The sequence below is a fragment of the Mesorhizobium sp. M7A.F.Ca.US.007.01.2.1 genome, assembly GCF_003998165.1.
In the GTDB taxonomy this organism is placed as follows: domain Bacteria; phylum Pseudomonadota; class Alphaproteobacteria; order Rhizobiales; family Rhizobiaceae; genus Mesorhizobium; species Mesorhizobium ciceri.
The window spans coordinates 25,218-45,142 of sequence record NZ_RZQP01000001.1 but is presented as its reverse complement, the minus strand read 5'-3'; the positions used below and the strand labels follow the sequence as shown (position 1 = coordinate 45,142).

Genomic DNA, 19,925 nt, shown 5'->3' with positions numbered 1-19,925 from the left:
CCTAGTCTTCTTCCTCGGTGGCGACGAGCTTCCAGTTCGGATCGCGCGAGCGCGTGTCACGGGCGAAGGTCCAGACATCCTTGACCTCGGCGACGGTTTCCGGGTCGCCGTCGATGACGGCACCGGCCTTGTCGCGGGTCGCCGAAATCAGCTCGCTGATGATGCGCAGCGTGACATGCGCCTCGCCGCCCTTCATCTCGGCCGAGACGATATCGGCCTTGTCGATGCCGACGAAGGAGGACTGGATCTTTTCCGCCTTGGCCTCGCGCTCGCCGATAGCGGCGACAAAACCGTCATAGACCTCGCGCGACAACAGGTTCTTCAGCGTTTTGCGATCGCCGTCGGCATAGGCCATGACGATCATCTCGTAAGCCATCTTGGCGCCGTCGACGAAACCCTTCGGCTCGAAGGACGGATCATTGTCCTTGATCGTGCGCAGGCCCTTGTTGAGGTCGGTATCGGGCTTGGCGAAAGCGTCGATCGCGGCATAGGCGTCGGGAGCCGGCTCGCCTGGCGGACGCTTGCGCGGCAGCGAGACGACGTTTTCGGATTTCTGGGCGGCATCCTTGTCGCTGGTGCGAGCCGCCGAATAGGGATCGAAGGGCGGCCGTTCGCTGCCGGTGCGGCGGCCCAGCACATTGCGCAGCTGGAAAAAGATGACCACCGCCGCAATCAGGAAGAAAATCGTGCCGAAGTCGAAGAATCCCATATCTTCCGCCAATCAATCCCTGCCCTGTGGCCGGACCGTCAGGCCCAACGGCCGCGGTCGCATAGCGTTCAACATTCAAAGCATATAGAACGCAAGGCGCAATCATTCAAATCAAAGGCAGGCATACCTATCTAACAGCCTCAGTGCCAGCGGCGATTGCCAGCTGGCGGCCAAAACAATCAAAACGGTCATGACGATCGAAAAAGGTTGGCAAGACTTGCGCATTTCGCTGCTTCCCTTCTTTCTCCTTGCACTGCCGCTGCTGGAAATTGCCGGTTTCGTCATCGTCGGCCGCGAGGTCGGCGCGCTGGCGACGGTAGGCCTCGTGCTGGCCTCGAGCATCGCCGGCGTGCTTTTGCTCCGATACCAGGGTTTTGGTGTCATGGCCCGCATCCGCACCGAGATGGCCGCCGGCCAGAACCCCAGCCGCCACCTTGCGCACGGCGCCATGATCGTGGTTGCGGCAATCCTCCTGATCATCCCCGGCTTCATCACCGACATTATCGGCCTGCTGCTGTTTCTGCCGCCGTTGCGCGACTTTGCCTGGAGCCGGTTCAAGGGCCGCATTGTCGTCGCCACCGATTTCTCGTCCGGCGGTTTTCGTGGCCGCCAGCGCGACAGGGTCATCGACCTCGAAGACGGCGACTATTCGCGCGAGGACGATCTGAAGCGCGGCCCGGATCACAACTCGCCGTGGCGCCGCCTGAAGGACGATTAACGCGCCGTCCCATCTCCATGCCGCAGCCGGGAAGCAAGGCGGCAAACCTTGTCTTGTCATCCCCGCCATGGTAGCGAACGCCCGATTTCAATTCGGTCAGCGACGCTGCCCAGGCAAGAGGACAAGGCTTATGGCCAGCAAAGATGACGCGCCGGTCGGCGCAGCCAACGGAAACGGCAATGCGGCGCAGCCGTCGCTCAACGTTCTGGCGCAATATGTGAAGGACCTGTCCTTCGAAAGCCCCGGCGCGCCGAATTCGCTGCGCGGCCGCGACAAGGCGCCGGGCATCGCCATCAATGTCAACGTCAACGCCAACCCGCTCTCCGACAAGCAGTTCGACGTCAATCTGACGCTCAACGCCAAGGCGTCCTTCGACCAGGAAGTGCTGTTCAATGTCGAGCTGGTCTATGGCGGCGTGTTCGCCATCGCAGGCTTTCCGCAGGAACACATGCTGCCGATCCTGTTCATCGAATGCCCGCGTCTTTTGTTCCCGTTCGCCCGCCAGATCATCGCCGAGGCAACCCGCAATGGCGGCTTCCCGCCGCTGATGCTCGACCCGATCGACTTCGCGCAGATGTTCCAGCAGAAGCTGGCGGAGGACCAGGCGTCGTCGAAGGTCCAGGTGAGCTGAGGGCTGCCTGCCACGGATTGTGAAAAGCCCGGCCTTGCGCCGGGTTTTTTGTTTTGGGCGGGACGATTGAGGCGCCGGCAGGGCAGAGGGGGGCGGCAAGGATCGCCAACGGGACGATTTTAGTTCCCGTGAACCTTCAGCCACAGCGCCTTTTCACCCAATGTCCCGACCATGCCGGCGTGCGCGGCACGTTCGGCTTCTGTCACGCGCGGCGGCAGTGGCGCCGGGCGCGGGGCGACGACGATTTCGATCTGGCGGACATTCTCGCCCTGGGCCGGCGCGGTGGCGCTGTCGAGGATGAGGGCCGCCTGCTTGCCGCCGATCAGCTCGATATAGACCTCGGCCAGCAATTCGGAATCGAGCAGGGCGCCGTGCTTGGTGCGCTTGGTGTTGTCGATGCCGTAGCGCCGGCAGAGTGCATCGAGCGAATTAGGACCCATCGGGTGCTTGCGGCGCGCCAGCGCCAGCGTGTCGACGACGACGCCGTTGTCGATGACAGGGTGACCCAGCCGGCCGAATTCGACGTTGAGGAAGCCGACATCGAAAGTGGCGTTGTGGGCGACCAGCTTGGCGCCGTCGGTAAAGTCCAGCCACTCCTGCACGATCTCGGCAAAGGTCGGCTTGCCAGCGAGGTCCGCCGCGCTGATGCCGTGCACCGCCTGTGCCTCGACATGGATCGCGCGGCCTTGCGGGTTGATGTAGTGGTGGAAGGTCCTGCCGGTCGGAAAACGGTTGACCAGTTCGACGCCGCCCAGCTCGATCACGCGGTCGTCGCGCGAATCGAGGCCGGTGGTTTCCGTGTCGAAGATGATCTCACGCATCGAATCAGTCGCTCCAAAGGAGCAGAATCGTGAGAGCGGAACAAAATGGCAATGAGAAACTATGATGGCCAGGGCAATCGCACAGGTTTGCGCCGCCCCTCATCGCCCTGCACCTTTCCTCTCCCCCGTCGATCGGGGGAGAGGTGTCGAGCGAAGCTCGACGGAGTGGGGGTCGACCTTTGCCGCTTGCCTAGGTTTTCTTGCTTGCCAGATTGTGCCTGGGTTGCGGCTACTGCGCGTTTGGCGAATGCCGTCCCCAACTCCGGAGGGGGAGGAAGGAGCAAAGCCGGCAGGCAGATAAGCGGCTCTCACATCGACAGCTGGCGGTCGAGCGGTGGGCTCAACCACCTGGCTTGCCAACCCCTATCAGCTGGCTGATGATTGCAGCGACCTCCGCCCGCGCGGCGTCCATCCCCTGTCCGGTGTCGACGATGAAATCGGCCTGACGGCGCTTTTCCGCGTCCGGCACCTGCTTGGCCAGGATCGACGCCAGCTTCTCTTCCGTCATGCCGGGCCGTGCCAGCACGCGTTCGCGCTGGATCTCGGCTGGCGCGGTGACGACGACGACCTTGTCGACGCGGTTGCGGCCGCCGGTTTCGAACAGCAGGGGGATATCGAGGACGGCGATCGGCGCGCCTGATCCACGATGCCTGGCCAGAAAGGCATCGGCATCGGCGCGCACCAGCGGGTGGATGATGGTCTCCAGCCGCTTCAGCGCCGCGGCATCGCCGAGCACGCGCGCGCCAAGTTTGGCACGATCGACCATGCCAGCGGATGTGGTGCCGGGAAAGGCGGCCTCGACCAGGGGGGCTGCCTTGCCCGCGTAGAGGCGATGCACCGTCTCGTCGGAATCGTGGACCGGCACGCCGGCCTCGGCAAACATTTTTGCCGTGGTCGACTTGCCCATGCCGATCGAGCCGGTGAGGCCGAGCACGATCATGGCTTCGGCACCAGATCGGCGACGATCAGGGCCCGGAGTTCGGCCGTCACCCGCGGCCTGATGCCGAACCAGCGCTCGAAGCCAGGCACGGCCTGATGCAGCAGCATGCCAAGACCGTCGACCGTCTTCAGATTTCGCGCGCGGGCGGCCGCGAGCAGCGGCGTCTCCAGCGGCACATAGACGATGTCGGTGACGATGGCATGGTCGGGCAGCCGGGCGGGATCCGCCGACAGGCCTTCATTGCCGTGCATGCCGAGCGCGGTGGTGTTGACCAGCAGGCCGGCATCGCCGAGCAGTTCGTTGGTCGCCGCCATGCCATGCGCCGAGACACCGGTGCCGAAACGATCGCGCAATTCCTGCGCTCGGGCCAGAGTGCGGTTGACGATGCGGATGTCGGCAACGCCGCGCTCCTTCAGCGCATAGATGACGGCGCGCGACGCGCCGCCGGCGCCGAGCACCACCGCCGGACCCTTGCTTGCCCAGCCCGGTGCATGATCGTCGAGGTTGGCGGCAAAGCCGTGACCGTCAGTGTTGCCGCCCCACAGGACGCCGTCCTCGAACCACAGCGTGTTGACGGCGCCGATTTCTTGCGCCGCCTGGTCGCGGCGTTTCGCCAATGCGAAGGCCGCTTCCTTGTGCGGGATGGTGATGTTGCCGCCGCGGTAATTGTTTGCCTGCAATGTTTCCACGAACACGGCAAAGTCTTGCGGCGCGACATCGATGGCCTGGTAGCTTCCGTCGATGCCATGTTTGGCCAGCCAGTGGCCATGGATCTTCGGCGAGCGCGAATGCTTGACCGGATGGCCCGACACGAAGGCTTTTTTCGACGCCTCAGCCATCGATCGCCCCCAGGTCTCGCAGTTCGGCCAGCAGCGGCAACAGCGGCAGACCGACAATGGTGAAATGATCGCCCTCGATTTTCTCGAACAATTGAATGCCGTCGCCTTCGATCTGATAGGCGCCGACGCTTCCCAGCGCCTTGGCGCCGACGCGGGCGAGATGGCGGCCGATAAAGGCGGGGTCGAGCTTGCGCATGGTCATCGAAGCGATGCCGACATGCCGCCACAAAACCTTGCCGTCGCGAACCAGCACGGCGGCGCTGTTCAACTGATGGGTCTTGCCCGACAGCGCCAGCAAATGACGGCGGGCACCCTCCATGTCAGCCGGCTTGTGGAACACCTCGTCGCCGAGCGACAGCGTCTGGTCGCAGCCCAGCACCAGGGCGCCCGGCCTGCGCTCGCTGACTTCGGTCGCCTTAGCCTCGGCCAGCACCAGGGCGACGTCCTCGGGCGAGACGCCGCTATCCTGCAAAGGCGACTCGAGCGCGCGCTCGTCGACATCGGCCGGCACCGCCTCGACATCGACGCCGGCATTGACCAGCATCGTCTTGCGGAACGGACTGCCGGAAGCAAGGATGAGTTTTTCGATCATGCTGATTCACCCATGTTGGCGCTCCGTCACGCACCCCTCATCCGACCGAGCTTCGCTCGGCCACCTTCTCCCACAAGGGGAGAAGGGAAGTCCCGCGCGTACGCCGCTGCAAATCGCCAACTGGCGGTATCTTGCGGAGACGACGGTGCCACGTTCTTCCTTCTCCCCTTGTGGGAGAAGGTGGCCTCGCGAAGCGAGGTCGGATGAGGGGTGCTGGTGCTCACTTATCTTACCTGCCCTATCTATTCTTCCCCCGCAGGGCAACGATGGCCGCCGCCGTTTCCTCGATCGAGCGACGGCTGACGTCGATCATCGGCCAGCCATGGCGCGTGCAGATCTTGCGGGCGTAGGCGAGTTCTTCGCTGATCGCCGCGCGATCGACATAGTCTGATGCCTCATACGAGCTGCTGTTGCCGAGGATGCGGTTTTGCCGGACGTGCGAGATGCGCTCGGCGGTGGCGATCAGCCCGACGATGAGCGGCTTGCTGGCGGCAACCAGGCTTTCCGGCACCGGCACGCCGAGCACGATCGGGATGTTGGCGGTCTTGATGCCGCGGTTGGCGAGATAAATGCTGGTCGGCGTCTTCGACGTGCGAGAAATGCCGATCAGCACGACATCGGCATCGTCCATGTTGAGCGGCAGCTGGCCGTCATCATGGTCCATGGTGAAATTGAGCGCATCGATGCGGCGGAAATATTCGGCGTCGAGAACATGCTGGGCGCCGACCCGGCGGCCGGCGGGGGTGCCGAGATAGGACTGGAACACGGTCAGCACCGGCTCCAGCACCGACACACAGGGCAGGCCCATGGCCGCGCAGCGCTCGTCGATGCCGCGCGCCAGCTTCTGGTCCACGACCGTATAGAGGATGATGCCCGGCTCTTCCTCTATGTCCTCGAACACCTTCGCCACCTGCTTTTCGGTGCGGATAAGCGGATAGATATGCTCGATGGCGCGCGCATCCTTGTACTGCGCCGAAGCCGCCCGGCCGGCGGCGAGCAGCGTTTCGCCGGTCGCGTCGGAAATCAGGTGCAGGTGGAAGAAGCTCTGGGGTTTGTTCACAGGGGGTCACCTGGGGCTGTGGGCTTCTGTGGATAAAGCGGGATGAAAAGAGGGGTCGGTCGGAGGCGACTGTATCAGATGGCAGTTTGTCCACAATTCGATGCGCTGTCAGCTTCGTCGGGCGACTGGGGACAAGTTTGGGGACGGCTTTTTTCGCCTACAGTCCGTCCACAGGACCTGCCTTTCACCGCTCTGCCTAACGCTTTGACTCGATTGATCGATTCCGACCTATCCCCAGAACCCTACATCTGGGAAAAAGAAGCACGCGACAATATGTTGGCTGGTGTTTTCCGGGGCAAAGCGGGACAGGTGGCAATCACCAGAACCAACAGACTCTTAGAATCAGAAGAATCTTAGATATAAGAATCTTTGATTATAGAAGAGGCCGGGAGAAGCGAGCGCTCGATGCCCCAGAACCGGATCATGCTGGATGTCCTGAAGGGCAAGGCTCATTTTCCGCCTCCGCTCTGGATGATGCGTCAGGCAGGGCGTTATCTGCCGGAGTATCGGGAGACACGCAGGCGAGCAGGCTCGTTCCTCGATCTCTGCTATGATCCAGACCTTGCCGTCGAAGTGACCTTGCAGCCGATCGAGCGCTTCGGCTTCGATGCTTCGATCCTGTTTTCCGATATCCTTGTCGTTCCGCATGCGCTTGGCCGTGACGTCCGTTTCGAAGAGGGCAGAGGGCCGCTGCTGACGCCGATCACCGCGCCGGAGATTCTGGCTCTGGAGGGCAAGGTGTTTCACGTGAATCTCGAACCGGTCTACGAGACGGTTCGCCGATTGCGGGCCAAATTGCCCGACGAGACAACCCTGATCGGCTTCTGCGGCGCGCCGTGGACGGTGGCGACCTACATGATTGCCGGCCATGGCACGCCCGACCAGGCGCCGGCGCGGCTCTTTGCCTATCGCGAGCCGGTGGCCTTTCAACGATTGCTGAAGGTGCTTGCCGAACATTCGGCCGCCTATCTCATCCGCCAGATCGAGGCGGGCGCGGATGTGGTGCAGATTTTCGATTCCTGGTCCGGCGTGCTGGACGATGAAACTTTCGATTTGTTCTGCGTTCAGCCGATGGCCGAGATCGTTGGCCGGGTGCGGGCGGTTTATCCCGATGTCCCGATCATCGGTTTTCCCAAAGGCGCCGGTGCGCGCTACCGGACCTATCGACAGAAGACCGGCGTGACGGCGCTGGGCATCGACTGGACGGTGCCCCTGATCGCGGCGAAGGAATTGCAGCGCTCGGGTGCGGTTCAGGGCAATCTCGATCCCTTGCGGCTCGTGGCTGGCGGCAAGGCGCTGTCGGATGGCATCGAGGCGATCCTGGGAGCGCTGGGAGACGGGCCGCTGATCTTCAACCTCGGTCACGGCATCACGCCGGAGACGCCGATCGCCCATGTCGAGGCGATGGTGAAACAGGTGCGGAGCGCGACACGCTGATGGCTCAGATGAACAACACGAACAGCGGCGGCCAGGCGATGATGCGCATGATATCAGGTATCGCCGTGCTGATCGTTTTCACCGCGCTTTTGTATTTCGCGGCACCCGACAGTTTCTACCCCTGGGCCAAGGCGATCCATATCCTCGCCGTCATCTCGTGGATGGCGGGCATGCTCTATCTGCCGCGGCTGCTGGTCTACCACGCCGATGCCGAGAAGGGTTCGGTGCAGTCGGAAACCTTCAAGGTGATGGAGCGGCGCCTGCTGCGCGGCATCATCAACCCGGCGATGATCGTCACCTGGGTGTTCGGCCTGTGGCTCGCCTGGAAGGGTTTCGGTTTCCAGGGCGGCTGGCTGCACGCCAAGATCGGAGCGGTGCTTTTGCTGTCCGCCGTTCATGGCTATCTGGCCGGCGCGGTGCGCAAATTCGCCGAGGACCGTAATGAAAAACCGGCCAGGCACTGGCGGATGGTCAACGAGATCCCCACATTGCTGATGATCGCAATCGTCATCCTGGTGGTCGTCAAGCCGTTCTGATGCATGTTGCTCAAAAACGGCCAGGAGACTGCGACAGGCATTGATGCGTTTAGGCCTTCATAGGCCATGCAAAACGCAGCTTGCTCTTTCACCCGACCGACGATAAAAGACGGGTCTTCCTTCCCGTCATGCGCCGCCCCTCGTTGTTTTCGGCCGCGCCCGGCATTTGTCGCATCCCGCCGATATTTTCCCAAAGCCTACCCAGACTCCATCTATTCAAGGTCCGTCTATGCAAGAAATGAAACTCGCCGAGTTCAAGAACAAGAAACCGCCAGAGCTGATCGCTTATGCCGAATCGCTCGAGGTCGAAAACGCCAGCGTCATGCGCAAGCAGGAGCTGATGTTTGCGATCCTGAAGAAGCTGGCCGCCCAGGAGATCGAGATCATCGGTGATGGCGTGGTCGAGGTGCTGCAGGACGGTTTCGGCTTCCTGCGCTCCGCCAACGCCAATTACCTGCCAGGTCCCGACGACATCTATATTTCACCGTCGCAGATCCGGCGCTTTTCGCTGAAGACCGGCGATACGGTCGAAGGGCCGATCCGCAGCCCGAAAGAGGGCGAGCGCTATTTCGCGCTGCTCAAGGTCAACACCATCAATTTCGACGATCCCGAGAAGATCCGTCACAAGATCCACTTCGACAATCTGACGCCGCTCTATCCGACCAAGCGGCTGAAGATGGAGATCGAGAATGTCACCACCAAGGACATATCGGCCCGTGTGATCGACCTGGTGGCGCCGATCGGCAAGGGACAGCGCGCCTTGATCAACGCGCAGCCGCGTACCGGCAAGACGGTTCTGATGCAGAACATCGCCCACTCGATCACCGCCAACCACCCGGAATGCTATCTGATCGTGCTGCTGATCGACGAGCGGCCGGAAGAAGTGACCGACATGCAGCGCTCGGTGAAGGGAGAGGTGATCTCCTCGACCTTCGACGAGCCGGCGGTGCGCCACGTGCAGGTCGCCGAAATGGTCATCGAGAAGGCCAAGCGCCTGGTCGAACATGGCCGCGACGTCGTCATCCTGCTCGATTCGATCACCCGTCTCGGCCGCGCCTACAACACCGTCGTGCCGTCATCCGGCAAGGTGCTGACCGGTGGCGTCGACGCCAACGCGCTGCAGCGGCCGAAGCGCTTCTTCGGCGCCGCCCGCAACATCGAGGAAGGCGGTTCGCTGACCATTATCGCCACCGCGCTGATCGATACCGGCAGCCGCATGGACGAAGTCATCTTCGAAGAGTTCAAGGGCACCGGCAACTGCGAAATCCAGCTCGACCGCAAGGTCGCCGACAAGCGCATCTATCCGGCCATGGACATCCTGAAGTCCGGCACCCGCAAGGAAGACCTGCTGGTTTCCAAGCAGGACCTGCAGAAGATCTTCGTGCTGCGCCGCATCCTGGCGCCGATGGGAACCACCGACGCGATCGAGTTCCTGATCGACAAGCTGAAGCAGACCAAGACCAATGCGGATTTCTTCGATTCGATGAACACGTAAGGGGATGGGGTAGCGATCCTTCGCGCCTCCCTCTGCCCTGCCGGGCATCTCCCCCTCTAGGGGGGAGATTACGCCCTTGGTCGCTTTCGGCAATTATCAACGCCGTAAGGTGAGCGGAACAGCGAAGCTGCCGATCTCCCCACTTGAGGGGGAGATGGCCGGTAGGCCAGAGGGGGCGTCTCTCGCCGGCGGTTAGCAAAACTATCGCCGTCGCAACAATCGCTCGAGCTCTTCAGCATCCGTCACCGCCGGCAAACAAACCTGCCCCGTGCACAACCATGCACCTGCCTTGTCGGTCGGCGGCAGGATTCCACCGGGCAGCAAGGGTCGATTCGCTGCCGTACCGATCGGCACGACGATGTCGATGCGGCGCGGGTCCGGGTTTCGATTCGCAACCGGAACGAGCTTTGGATCTGTGAACTCATCCACCAACACCAGCTTGAGCGGCTCGATCGCCAGCGCGCAGGCATTGACGATGCCGGCCTGGCCATAGGCCTGGTGCGCCGCGCGGCCGGCGGCATGCTCGGCGACGTGCCAGGCTCTTTCCTGCAGCTCGAGATCGCCGGTGACGGAGGCGAGCCTGACCAGCGCCTCGATGATCTGGCCGGTGGCGGAGGGAATAGCTTCGTCGACATCGCCGCGGATGCGGATCGGCACGTCGGTGCTGTCGGAAGCAGTCAGGTAGTAACCTGTCTTCTCGGCGTCGGCGTGCCAATGCTCGAGCTGCCCGACAAACTGGCCAGCCTGGTCGACATAGCTCCAATCCCCGGTGGCCTCGAACAGCGAGATCGCGGCGTTGGTCATGGCGGCATAGTCGCTGGACAAAGCCGGGAACAGTTTTCTGGCGCCGAGCATCGAATGCGGCAGACGGCCGTCGCGGCTGGCAGCGCTGATATTGGCAAAGGCCTTTGCCGCCGCATCGATCCAGTCAGGCCGCGCCAGCGCCCGGCCGGCCTCGGCAAGCGCTGCGATCATCTGGCCGTTCCAGTCGATGAGGGTCTTTGCGTCAAGGCCGGGCCTGACCCGTTCTTCCCGGACAGCAAGGAGTTTCGCCTTGAGCGCGCTGATCTCTTCGCGGTGGATCACATATTGCGATTGCTGAGACAGCGTTTGGTGGACGACCGGCTTGCCTTCCCAGCCATGCGGGCTGGAGAGCGTGAAGTGCTTGAAAAACAATGCGGAATCGTCGCCAAGGGCGGCTTCGATCTCGTCGCGGCTCCAGGTGTAGAACAGACCTTCCTCGCCGTCGCTGTCGGCATCGAGACTGGCGGCAAAAGCGCCGCCGTCGACGCGCATTTCGCGCAGCAGCCAGCCGATCGTCTCTTCGATTCGCACCCGGAACAATTCATTGCCGCTTGCGGCATAAGCCCAGTTGCAGAAGCGGAGGAGCTGGGCATTGTCGTAGAGCATCTTTTCGAAATGCGGCACCAGCCATTCGGCGTCGGTCGAGTAGCGGCTGAGCCCGCCGCCGATGTGGTCGTAGATGCCGCCGCTCAGCATCTGCTCGAGGCTGTTGAGGACGTCGTCGCGATGGGCGGCATTGCCGTCGCGAAGCCAGGACAGCCACAGCGTTTGCATGAACGGCGCGTTGGGAAATTTAGGCGCGCCGCGCAATCCGCCGAGATCACGGTCGATCATGCCGTCGATGCCCTTGGCCAATTCCGCCAGCGTGGCGCGGTCGAGCACGGTTCTGGCATGCGAACCGGCGAGCCTCGCCTCGACATGCGTTGTCAGGCCGTCGGCGCTCTGGTTCAGGCTCGCCCGCTTCTCCCGCCAGGCCTTGTCCACCGCCTCCATAACCTGGATGAAGCCGGGGCGGCCGTAGCGTGGCTCGCGCGGAAAATAGGTGCCGCCCCAGAACGGCTTGCCGTCCGGGGTCAGGAACATGGTCAGCGGCCAGCCGCCCTGCTCGCCCATCGAGGACAGCGCCGCCATATAGATCTGGTCGATGTCCGGGCGCTCCTCGCGGTCGACCTTGATATTGACGAACAGACGGTTCATGACGGCGGCGACGCCATCGTTTTCGAAGCTTTCATGCGCCATGACATGGCACCAATGGCAGGCGGCATAGCCGACCGAGAGCAGGATCGGCCTATCAAGCGCTTTCGCCTCTTCGAGCGAAGCCGGCGACCAGGCCCGCCAGTGGACGGGATTGCCGCTGTGCTGCTGCAGATAGGGGCTGGCTTCTTCGGCAAGCAGGTTTTGCGCGGGCAGCGTCACTGGGCAAACTCGGGTGCGATTGGCTGATAGGCGTGAAGCTAGGGCGGTTCGGTAGAGCGGGCAAATGATTTCAGGCGATTCCATCGTAGCGCTGTCGAGCGGCCGGCTGCCTGCCGGCGTCGCCGTCATCCGAATTTCCGGCCCGCAGACTCGATTCGTGGTCGAAACGATTGCTGGGACTATGGTTAAGGACCGCGCGGCGGCTCTGCGCCGATTCAGGGCGTCTGACGGGACATTGCTCGATACCGGCCTGGTTGTGTTCTTTCCCGGTCCGGCCAGTTTCACCGGCGAGGATGTCGCGGAATTCCACGTTCATGGCGGCCGTGCCGTTGTGGCAAAAATGCTGGAGACGATGACCGGTTTTGACGGCGTCAGGCACGCGGAACCGGGCGAATTCACGCGTCGCGCTTTTCTGAACGGCAAGGTAGACCTGGTCGAAACCGAGGCGCTGGCCGATCTCGTCAATGCCGAGACGGAGGCGCAGCGGCGCTTCGCGGTCCAAAATGCCGGAGGCGCCCAAAGCGAACTCTATCTCGGCTGGCGCCGCAGGCTGATCCATGCCCGCGCCATGATCGAGGCCGAGATCGATTTCGCCGACGAGGAAGACGTCTCTGGTTCCGTTTCGGATGCGGTCTGGTCTGATGTCAGAATGATGATCGACGAGATCGACCGGCACATCGCCGGATTTCGCGCCGCCGAGATCATTCGCGATGGATTCGAGGTCGTCATCCTCGGTGCGCCCAACGCCGGTAAGTCGAGTCTGTTCAACGCCCTGGCGCGGCGCGATGCCGCTATAGTAACGGATGAACCAGGCACGACCCGCGACCTGCTTGAAGTGACACTTGATCTTCAGGGGCTGCGTGTCCGGCTTACGGATACGGCCGGGTTGCGCGATGCGCCGGGGAAGGTCGAGGCGATCGGCATCAAGAAGGCGAGGGCCAAGGCGCATGGCGCCGATCTCTTGCTGTTGCTTCACGACATGGCGAAACCAAGGGATGTCGGCGAGCTGCCGACCGAAGCGCCGATCTTACGTGTCGGCACCAAGCTCGATCTGCTGGAAAGCCGCGCGGCGAGCGACGCGACGGAGGATTACGACCTTGTCATTTCAGTGAAGAACGGGACCGGCGTGGAGGAATTGCTGGCGGAGATTGGCCGGCGCGCGGCGGAGTCAGCCGGCAGCGTCGGCGATGTCCTGCCGTCGCGCCTTCGCCACGTCGAATTGCTTGGCGAGACCAACCGCCATCTGCATCGCGCCACTGACGGCCGGATGAACGAGCAGGAGTTGCGCGCCGAGGAGTTGCGGCTCGCCGCCGATCGCCTCGGCCGAATCGTCGGCGCCATCGACGTCGAGGACATGCTGGACGTGATCTTCTCGCAGTTCTGCATCGGGAAATGACTCACGTGAAACATTGGGTCGTTGCGGCGTGAGCTCCCTTTAGATCGTATGTTGCTTTGCCGCATGCCGCCGCGCTGCGCCGCCTGCATGACTCACGTGAAACGTGTCAGGCGGCTCGATGACTCACGTGAAACACTGGGCTGACTAGCGGCGCGGCTGTTTCACGTGAAACTTGTCGCGGAGTTTTCTTGACAGCGTCGCTCCGCAGGGACATGTGTCCCTCATTCTTCTGAGTCCAGGACGTTTGGAAATGACCAATCGTTATGATGTGGTTGTGGTGGGCGGCGGCCACGCCGGTTGCGAGGCGGCCAGCGCTGCCGCGCGCGCCGGTGCCAGGACCGCCTTGGTGACGCTGCGTTTCGACACGATCGGCGTGATGTCGTGCAACCCGGCGATCGGCGGGCTCGGCAAGGGCCATCTGGTGCGCGAGATCGATGCCATGGACGGCCTCATGGGCCGCGTGGCGGATGCGGCCGGCATACAGTTCCGCCTGCTCAACCGCCGCAAAGGCCCCGCGGTGCGCGGCCCGCGTACACAGGCCGACAGAAAGCTCTATCGCCTTGCCATGCAGGAAGCGATTCGGCAGCAGAACGATCTCGACGTGGTCGAAGGCGAGGTTCTGGACTTCGAAATCGCCGATGTGCAGATCAGGGCTGTTCTCCTGGCTGATGGGCGGCGCCTGGCCTGTGGCGCGGTCGTCCTGACGACCGGGACTTTTCTGCGCGGGCTTATCCATATCGGCGAGAAGAAGATCGTCGCCGGCCGCATGAACGAGCAGGCGAGCCTCGGCCTGTCGGCAACGATGGACCGCGCCGGCTTCAAGCTTGGACGGCTGAAGACCGGGACGCCGCCGCGGCTCGATGGCCGGACCATCGACTGGGCGTCGCTGGAAAGCCAGGCGGCGGATGCGGATCCGGTGCCGTTCTCGCTGATGACCGACCGTATCACCACGCCGCAGATCGATTGCGGCATTACGCGGACGACGACCGCGACGCATGAGTTGATACGCGCCAATCTCGGTCGCTCGGCCATGTATTCCGGATCGATCGAAGGCGTTGGGCCGCGCTATTGCCCGTCGATCGAGGACAAGATCGTCAAGTTCGGGGACAGGGACGGGCACCAGATTTTTCTGGAGCCGGAAGGCCTGGACGACGACACCGTCTATCCCAATGGCATTTCGACCTCGCTGCCCGAGGATGTGCAGCTCGACATCTTGAAAACCATTCCGGGGCTGGAGCGAGCCGTCATGCTGCAGCCCGGCTATGCCATCGAATATGATCATGTCGATCCGCGCGAGCTGCATCAGACGCTGGAGACGAAGCGCGTCAGTGGCCTGTTCCTCGCCGGGCAAATCAACGGCACGACCGGCTATGAAGAAGCGGCCGGGCAAGGCTTGCTTGCCGGCCTCAATGCGGCGCGGCGGGCGGCGGGCAGCGAGCAGATCGTGCTCAGCCGCACCGAGGCCTATATCGGCGTCATGGTCGATGATTTGACCAGCCGGGGCATTGCGGAGCCCTACCGGATGTTCACGTCGCGGGCCGAGTTCCGGCTGTCGCTACGCGCCGACAATGCCGATGAGCGGCTGACGCCCGTGGCTGCGAAGCTTGGCATCGCCTCGGCGCAGCGAATGCGACGCTACGGGGATGTCATGCAGAATCTTGATGAAGCGCGGGAGCTGGCGAAGTTGCTCACAATGACGCCCAACGAGGCGGCGCGTCATGGGCTGGAAATCAACCGGGACGGCGTGCGCCGGTCCGGTTATGAATTGCTGTCCTATCCCGACGTCGACGTGGCCTGGCTGGGTCGTATCGATTCGCGATTCGCGGCGATCGACGGCAAGACGGCGGAGCGCCTCGAAACAGAGGCGAAATATTCAGTCTATCTCGATCGCCAGAAGACGGATGTGGCGCAGATCCGGCATGAAGAGAGCCGGCTGATCCCCGAGACGGTCGATTTCGCCGGAGTGCCGGGTCTGTCGAACGAGTTGAAGCAGAAGATGCAGGCGCGGCGGCCGCGCTCCATCGCCGATGCCCAGCGCATGGAAGGCATGACGCCGGCGGCGCTGGCGATCATTGTCGCGCATGTCCGTCACGCGGAGAGCGCCCAGCGCCTGCAAAAGGATGTTGCGTGAGTTCTATGACCCTAGCGAGCCTGCAGGACACGGCAGGCCCGGTTTCACGTGAAACATTCGATCGGCTGGTGGCGTTCGAGCAGATGTTCCAGAAGTGGAATCGCAGCATCAATCTGGTGGCGCAATCGACCTCGGGCGACGTCTGGCAGCGTCATATATTGGACAGCGCGCAGCTCGCGCGCATAGAGCCCCAAGCCACACGCTGGGTGGATATCGGCTCAGGCGGCGGATTTCCGGGCCTTGTCATGGCTTTCCTGCTGGCCGAGCGCGACGGCGCCAGCATCGATCTGGTTGAAAGCAATCGCAAAAAAGCATCCTTCCTGCAGACCGTCATTGGGCAGTTCAGCCTGCCGGCGCGGGTGGTGGCGCGCCGCATCGACGACAGTCATGCGCTTGTTTCGACGCCGCAGATCGTCACGGCGCGGGCGCTGGCTCCGCTTTCGACGTTGCTGGACCTGTCGGCGCCCTGGCTGATTTCAGGCGCGCGCGGCCTGTTCCACAAAGGCCGGGATTACCGCACCGAAGTGCAAGAAAGCGTTCACCGATGGTCCTTCGATCTGGTAGAACATCCCAGTGTGACCGACGCTGGCGGCGTCATCCTGGAATTGTCCAACCTGCGACCTGTCTGATCCGTCACTGACAGGCGATTTGGCGCCCAAAATGAATTTCTGGCATAAACCCATGATGAAGAATGGCCCCCGAATCATCACCGTAGCCAACCAGAAAGGCGGCGTCGGCAAGACAACCACCGCCATCAATCTGGCGACCGCGCTGGCCGCGATCGGCGAAAAGGTGCTGATCGTCGATCTCGATCCGCAGGGAAATGCCAGCACCGGCCTCGGCATCGACCGCAAGGATCGGACGGTGTCCTCCTATGACGTGTTGACCGGCGAGTTGGAGCTGGAGGCCGCGGCCATCCCGACGGCGGTGCCCGGCCTGTCGATCGTGCCGTCGACGCTCGACCTGCTCGGCATTGAAATGGAGATCGCCTCCGCGCCCGACCGGGTGCTCAAGTTGCGTAATGCGCTGCGCGCCGCGACCGAGCGCGGCGCACCCTTTGGCTATGTGCTGATCGATTGCCCGCCATCGCTCAACCTTTTGACCTTGAATTCAATGGCTGCGGCCGATTCTGTTCTTGTGCCGCTGCAATGCGAGTTCTTCGCGCTCGAAGGTCTCAGCCAGTTGCTGGAGACGGTCGAGCAGGTGCGCCGCTCGATCAATCCGGATCTCACCATCCAGGGCATCGTGCTGACCATGTATGACGGCCGCAACAATCTCGCCAACCAGGTGGTGCAGGATGTGCGGGCGCATATGGGCGACAAGGTCTACGAGACCGTCATCCCGCGCAATGTGCGGGTGTCCGAGGCGCCGTCCTACGGCAAGCCGGCGATCCTTTACGATCTGAAATGCTCGGGCAGTCAGGCCTATCTGCAACTGGCGTCGGAAGTGATCCGCCGCGAGCGCAAGTTACGCGCCGCTTGATTAGACTCCCTGCAATTTAAAGAGCCGATTCGATACCGAAACGATCCGGAACCTGGAATAAAGATGAGCGAAGACCTTTCGAGAAAGAGACTGGGGCGTGGGCTGGCGGCGCTGATCGGCGAGATCGATCGCCCAGCTGCGCCTGAAAAACCAGGCATGAGCGCCGACGGCAAGGTGCCGATCGAGTTCCTGACCCCCAATCCGAAGAATCCGCGGCGGCATTTCGGCGACGCCGAGCTGACCGACCTTGCCCAGTCGATCCGCGAACACGGCGTCGTCCAGCCGGTGGTGGCGCGTCCTTCGCCGGCACAGGCCGGCCGTTACGAGATCATCGCCGGCGAGCGGCGCTGGCGCGCGGCGCAGCGCGCCGGGCTGTCCGAGATCCCGGTCATCATCCGCGAGGTCAACGACCGCACCGCGCTCGAGCTGGCGATCATCGAAAACGTCCAGCGCACCGACCTCAATGCGGTCGAGGAAGCGCTTGGCTATCAGCAGCTGATCGATGAGCACGGCTACACCCAGGCCGATCTCGGCCAGGTGATCGGCAAAAGCCGCAGCCATGTCGCCAACACGCTCAGGCTCCTGAAGCTGCCGGATGTGATCCGCGACATGCTGGTCGACGGCGCGCTGTCGGCGGGCCATGCCCGCACGCTGGTGACGGCGGAAGATCCGGCCGGCCTTGCCAAGCGTATCGTCGAAGAGGGCCTTTCGGTGCGCCAGGCCGAAGCGCTGGCCCAGATACCGGCCGGCACCAGCAGCACCAAGGAAGCCAAGCCGGCGCCAAGTCCGGAGCAAAAGGACGCCGATACGCTGGCGCTGGAAAAGCTGTTGACCGATACGATCGGCATGATTGTGTCAGTGGATCACAAGGGCAAGGGCGGCACTTTGCGGGTTTCATACCGGTCGCTGGAGCAGCTTGATGAGCTGTGCAGAAGGCTGAAGCAGGAGCGTTAGTTAGCCGGCGAAGTATATTGAGACCGGAGATTGCGCATGTGGAAAGGGGCTGGCCGTTTGGCCGGCCTTTTCCTTTTGGGGCGCTCGTGATTGGCGAAATCGGTGACGCCGCGAATCTCCCTCCTTGAGGGGGGATGGCCGGCAGGCCAGAGGGGGTCGCCCCACATCAAGCGCCGGGCCCCTGCGGGAACGAAGAAGAGGTCAGCGCCCCACGCGCGGCGGCCCCCTCTGTCGCCTTCGGCGACATCTCCCCCTCGAGGGGGAGATCAGGCTCGCTCCCCAGCCTCGCGCTCTCAACCGCGATCCCAAGCAGCGCCTGCCGCCAGCCCTGCCGCTCGCGGCTTGACAGTGCCAGGCAACGGCGTAACCTATATTAGATATGGCTTAAATTATGTGCCCTAGCGTGCCGGTCAGTCGAGGCGGGGGCTATTTGCCGTTCCTACAACAATCGTGAAATGGCACTGCCCCGCCAATGCGATATGCCGACGCGCCTGACGCAAGTGGGAGGTGCAAATGGCAGTCCGTTGGCAATTGTCCGGAAGTTACTTCGAAAATTGTAGCTGCGATGTCGTATGTCCTTGTCTGCTGTCCACCAACGCGCAGCTGACATCGAAGCCGACGAAAGGTGTTTGCGACGTCGGTTTGGTCTTTCACATTGATACGGGCAACTACGGCGACGTTCGATTGGATGGGCTCAGTGTCGCGATGGTCGCTCACACGCCGGGTCCTATGGCAAACGGCAATTGGACGGCCGCCGCCTATATCGACGAACGGGCCGATGACAGGCAAACAGAGGCGCTAGGTGCCATCTTCACCGGCGCTGCGGGCGGCCCTATGGCGGTGCTGGCACCGATGATTGGCACGAATCTTGGCGCCAAGAAGGTGCCGATAAGCTACCGGATAGACGGCAAGAAGCGGTCGGCGGAGATTGCGGGCGTCATGCAGATGGCGGTCGAGCCGCTGCCGACAATGCGCGAGGACGGGCAGATGTGGGCGGCCACCGGCCATCCTGTCAATCCCGATTGGCTCGCCCTGGCGATGGGGGCGGAAGGCAGTACATTCAGCGATCATGGCATGAGCTGGGACAATTCCCGCCGAAACGGACATTACGCCCCGATCAATTGGTCTGGGCAGCAGTAGCCGTTGGCAGCGTAGCACGGAACGACCTCGTCCATGGCCCCGACGTTGCAGCGATACATCATTCTCGCGCTGCTGATCGCTATCGCTGCGGCGGCGTGGACCCTGCTTGTCTGGCAGCAGATGGGCATGGACGCGGACATGCGCATGGAAATGTACGCACTCACCATGGGTATGAAGGCGCCGCTGTTTCTTGCCATCTGGATGATCATGATGATTGCCATGATGTTTCCGACGGCCGCGTCCATGATCCTGACGTTTCACAAGGTCCAGGCCGGCAAACAGAGCCGGGGCGAGACCTTTGTCTCGAGCTGGGTGTTCGTGGCCGGGTATATGCTGGTTTGGGGCGTGATGGGCGTTATCGCCTTTGCCGGTGCGGCGGGTGCGGAGATGCTTGCCGGGCATGTGGGATTGTCCGCTGCGACGGCCGCGCGTATCGGCGGCGCGCTGCTGATGATTGGGGGCGCCTATCAACTCTCCCCACTGAAAGATCTGTGTCTGGCCAAATGCCGCACGCCGATTGGCTTCATCCTGACCTCATGGCGCGATGGTTATTGGGGTGCGGTTCGCATGGGCCTGGAGCATGGACTTTTTTGCCTGGGCTGCTGCTGGCTTTTGTTTCTCGCCCTCTTTCCTCTCGGGATCATGAACGTCGCCGCAATGGCCGTGGTCACCTTGCTGATCTTTGCGGAAAAGACCCTCCCGTCCGGAGGTGGGATCGCAAAGGTGTCGGGTATCGCTCTGCTTCTTTACGGCGCGGCGGTGCTGGTCTTTCCACAGGCGCTGCCAACCTTCCAGCAGGTGGGCGCCATGACAATGAATTGACC

Annotated in this window: 19 protein-coding genes; 12 read left to right on the top strand and 7 right to left on the bottom strand. The window is 62.7% G+C overall.

Translation table 11 applies throughout. The features are described 5' to 3' along the window. Position 1: 1 nt before the first annotated feature. Positions 2-709: a Tim44/TimA family putative adaptor protein gene (locus tag EN949_RS00220; protein WP_027161247.1), complete on the bottom strand. Its 708-nt coding sequence runs from the start codon at positions 707-709 to the stop codon at positions 2-4. A 217-nt stretch (positions 710-926) separates the two neighbouring features. Between EN949_RS00220 and EN949_RS00215 the strand changes: the two genes are divergently transcribed. Together EN949_RS00215 and secB are read left to right on the top strand one after the other, a co-directional pair. After that, positions 927-1,427, top strand: a complete 501-nt coding sequence (locus EN949_RS00215; protein ID WP_127366397.1) for an FxsA family protein — start codon at positions 927-929, stop codon at positions 1,425-1,427. A 130-nt stretch (positions 1,428-1,557) separates the two neighbouring features. Further along, a complete protein-coding gene (secB, locus tag EN949_RS00210) occupies positions 1,558-2,058 on the top strand; it encodes a protein-export chaperone SecB (RefSeq protein ID WP_013528724.1) in 501 nt (166 codons plus the stop codon). Positions 2,059-2,177: 119 nt separating this feature from the next. Here secB and dnaQ read toward each other — a convergent pair whose 3' ends face one another. The 5 genes from dnaQ to EN949_RS00185 form a co-directional block, all read right to left on the bottom strand. Beyond that, entirely contained in the window at positions 2,178-2,879 is a 702-nt protein-coding gene (gene dnaQ / locus EN949_RS00205) for a DNA polymerase III subunit epsilon (protein WP_063169604.1), read from the bottom strand. A gap of 340 nt (positions 2,880-3,219) precedes the next feature. Further along, complete coding sequence (gene coaE / locus EN949_RS00200) at positions 3,220-3,819, bottom strand: dephospho-CoA kinase (protein WP_127366395.1); 600 nt, start codon at positions 3,817-3,819, stop codon at positions 3,220-3,222. Then, positions 3,816-4,658: a shikimate dehydrogenase gene (locus tag EN949_RS00195; RefSeq protein WP_127366394.1), complete on the bottom strand. Its 843-nt coding sequence runs from the start codon at positions 4,656-4,658 to the stop codon at positions 3,816-3,818. The genes coaE and EN949_RS00195 overlap by 4 nt, the downstream gene beginning before the upstream one ends. Beyond that, positions 4,651-5,250 (bottom strand): Maf-like protein, encoded by a 600-nt coding sequence (locus tag EN949_RS00190; RefSeq protein WP_127366393.1) that lies wholly within the window; start codon positions 5,248-5,250, stop codon positions 4,651-4,653. Before EN949_RS00190 ends, EN949_RS00195 begins: the two co-directional genes overlap by 8 nt. A 238-nt stretch (positions 5,251-5,488) precedes the next feature. Then, positions 5,489-6,310, bottom strand: a complete 822-nt coding sequence (locus tag EN949_RS00185; RefSeq protein ID WP_013528729.1) for a pyruvate, water dikinase regulatory protein — start codon at positions 6,308-6,310, stop codon at positions 5,489-5,491. Positions 6,311-6,715: 405 nt separating this feature from the next. On the opposite strand from EN949_RS00185, the gene hemE reads away from it, so the two are divergent. The 3 genes from hemE (at position 6,716) to rho (ending at position 9,778) form a co-directional block, all read left to right on the top strand. Beyond that, positions 6,716-7,747: a uroporphyrinogen decarboxylase gene (gene hemE / locus EN949_RS00180; RefSeq protein ID WP_127370857.1), complete on the top strand. Its 1,032-nt coding sequence runs from the start codon at positions 6,716-6,718 to the stop codon at positions 7,745-7,747. Continuing rightward, positions 7,747-8,283: a protoporphyrinogen oxidase HemJ gene (gene hemJ / locus EN949_RS00175; RefSeq protein ID WP_127366660.1), complete on the top strand. Its 537-nt coding sequence runs from the start codon at positions 7,747-7,749 to the stop codon at positions 8,281-8,283. Before hemE ends, hemJ begins: the two co-directional genes overlap by 1 nt. Before the next feature lie 229 nt (positions 8,284-8,512). Continuing rightward, entirely contained in the window at positions 8,513-9,778 is a 1,266-nt protein-coding gene (rho, locus tag EN949_RS00170) for a transcription termination factor Rho (RefSeq protein ID WP_013528732.1), read from the top strand. Positions 9,779-9,979: 201 nt separating this feature from the next. Here the strand turns inward: rho and EN949_RS00160 are convergent, their stop codons facing one another. After that, positions 9,980-11,998 (bottom strand): thioredoxin domain-containing protein, encoded by a 2,019-nt coding sequence (locus EN949_RS00160; RefSeq protein ID WP_127366661.1) that lies wholly within the window; start codon positions 11,996-11,998, stop codon positions 9,980-9,982. Positions 11,999-12,062: 64 nt separating this feature from the next. Between EN949_RS00160 and mnmE the strand changes: the two genes are divergently transcribed. The 7 genes from mnmE to EN949_RS00125 all read left to right on the top strand — a co-directional run bounded on the left by mnmE (position 12,063) and on the right by EN949_RS00125 (position 19,923). Continuing rightward, positions 12,063-13,394 carry a tRNA uridine-5-carboxymethylaminomethyl(34) synthesis GTPase MnmE gene (gene mnmE, locus EN949_RS00155; protein ID WP_127366662.1) on the top strand — a complete coding sequence of 444 codons (1,332 nt, stop codon included), beginning with the start codon at positions 12,063-12,065 and terminating at the stop codon, positions 13,392-13,394. 250 nt (positions 13,395-13,644) lie between these two features. Next, positions 13,645-15,525 (top strand): tRNA uridine-5-carboxymethylaminomethyl(34) synthesis enzyme MnmG, encoded by a 1,881-nt coding sequence (mnmG, locus tag EN949_RS00150; protein ID WP_127371615.1) that lies wholly within the window; start codon positions 13,645-13,647, stop codon positions 15,523-15,525. Beyond that, the gene (gene rsmG / locus EN949_RS00145) at positions 15,522-16,154 is read left to right on the top strand and encodes a 16S rRNA (guanine(527)-N(7))-methyltransferase RsmG (RefSeq protein ID WP_063169597.1); all 633 of its coding nucleotides are present in this window, start codon (positions 15,522-15,524) and stop codon (positions 16,152-16,154) included. Before mnmG ends, rsmG begins: the two co-directional genes overlap by 4 nt. Before the next feature lie 52 nt (positions 16,155-16,206). Next, positions 16,207-17,007, top strand: a complete 801-nt coding sequence (locus EN949_RS00140) for a ParA family protein (RefSeq protein WP_013528736.1) — start codon at positions 16,207-16,209, stop codon at positions 17,005-17,007. A gap of 63 nt (positions 17,008-17,070) precedes the next feature. Continuing rightward, entirely contained in the window at positions 17,071-17,961 is an 891-nt protein-coding gene (locus EN949_RS00135; protein ID WP_013528737.1) for a ParB/RepB/Spo0J family partition protein, read from the top strand. Positions 17,962-18,474: 513 nt separating this feature from the next. Further along, positions 18,475-19,101 (top strand): DUF1326 domain-containing protein, encoded by a 627-nt coding sequence (locus EN949_RS00130; RefSeq protein WP_127366385.1) that lies wholly within the window; start codon positions 18,475-18,477, stop codon positions 19,099-19,101. A gap of 33 nt (positions 19,102-19,134) precedes the next feature. Then, positions 19,135-19,923, top strand: a complete 789-nt coding sequence (locus tag EN949_RS00125; protein ID WP_027162841.1) for a DUF2182 domain-containing protein — start codon at positions 19,135-19,137, stop codon at positions 19,921-19,923. The last annotated feature ends 2 nt before the right edge of the window (positions 19,924-19,925 follow it).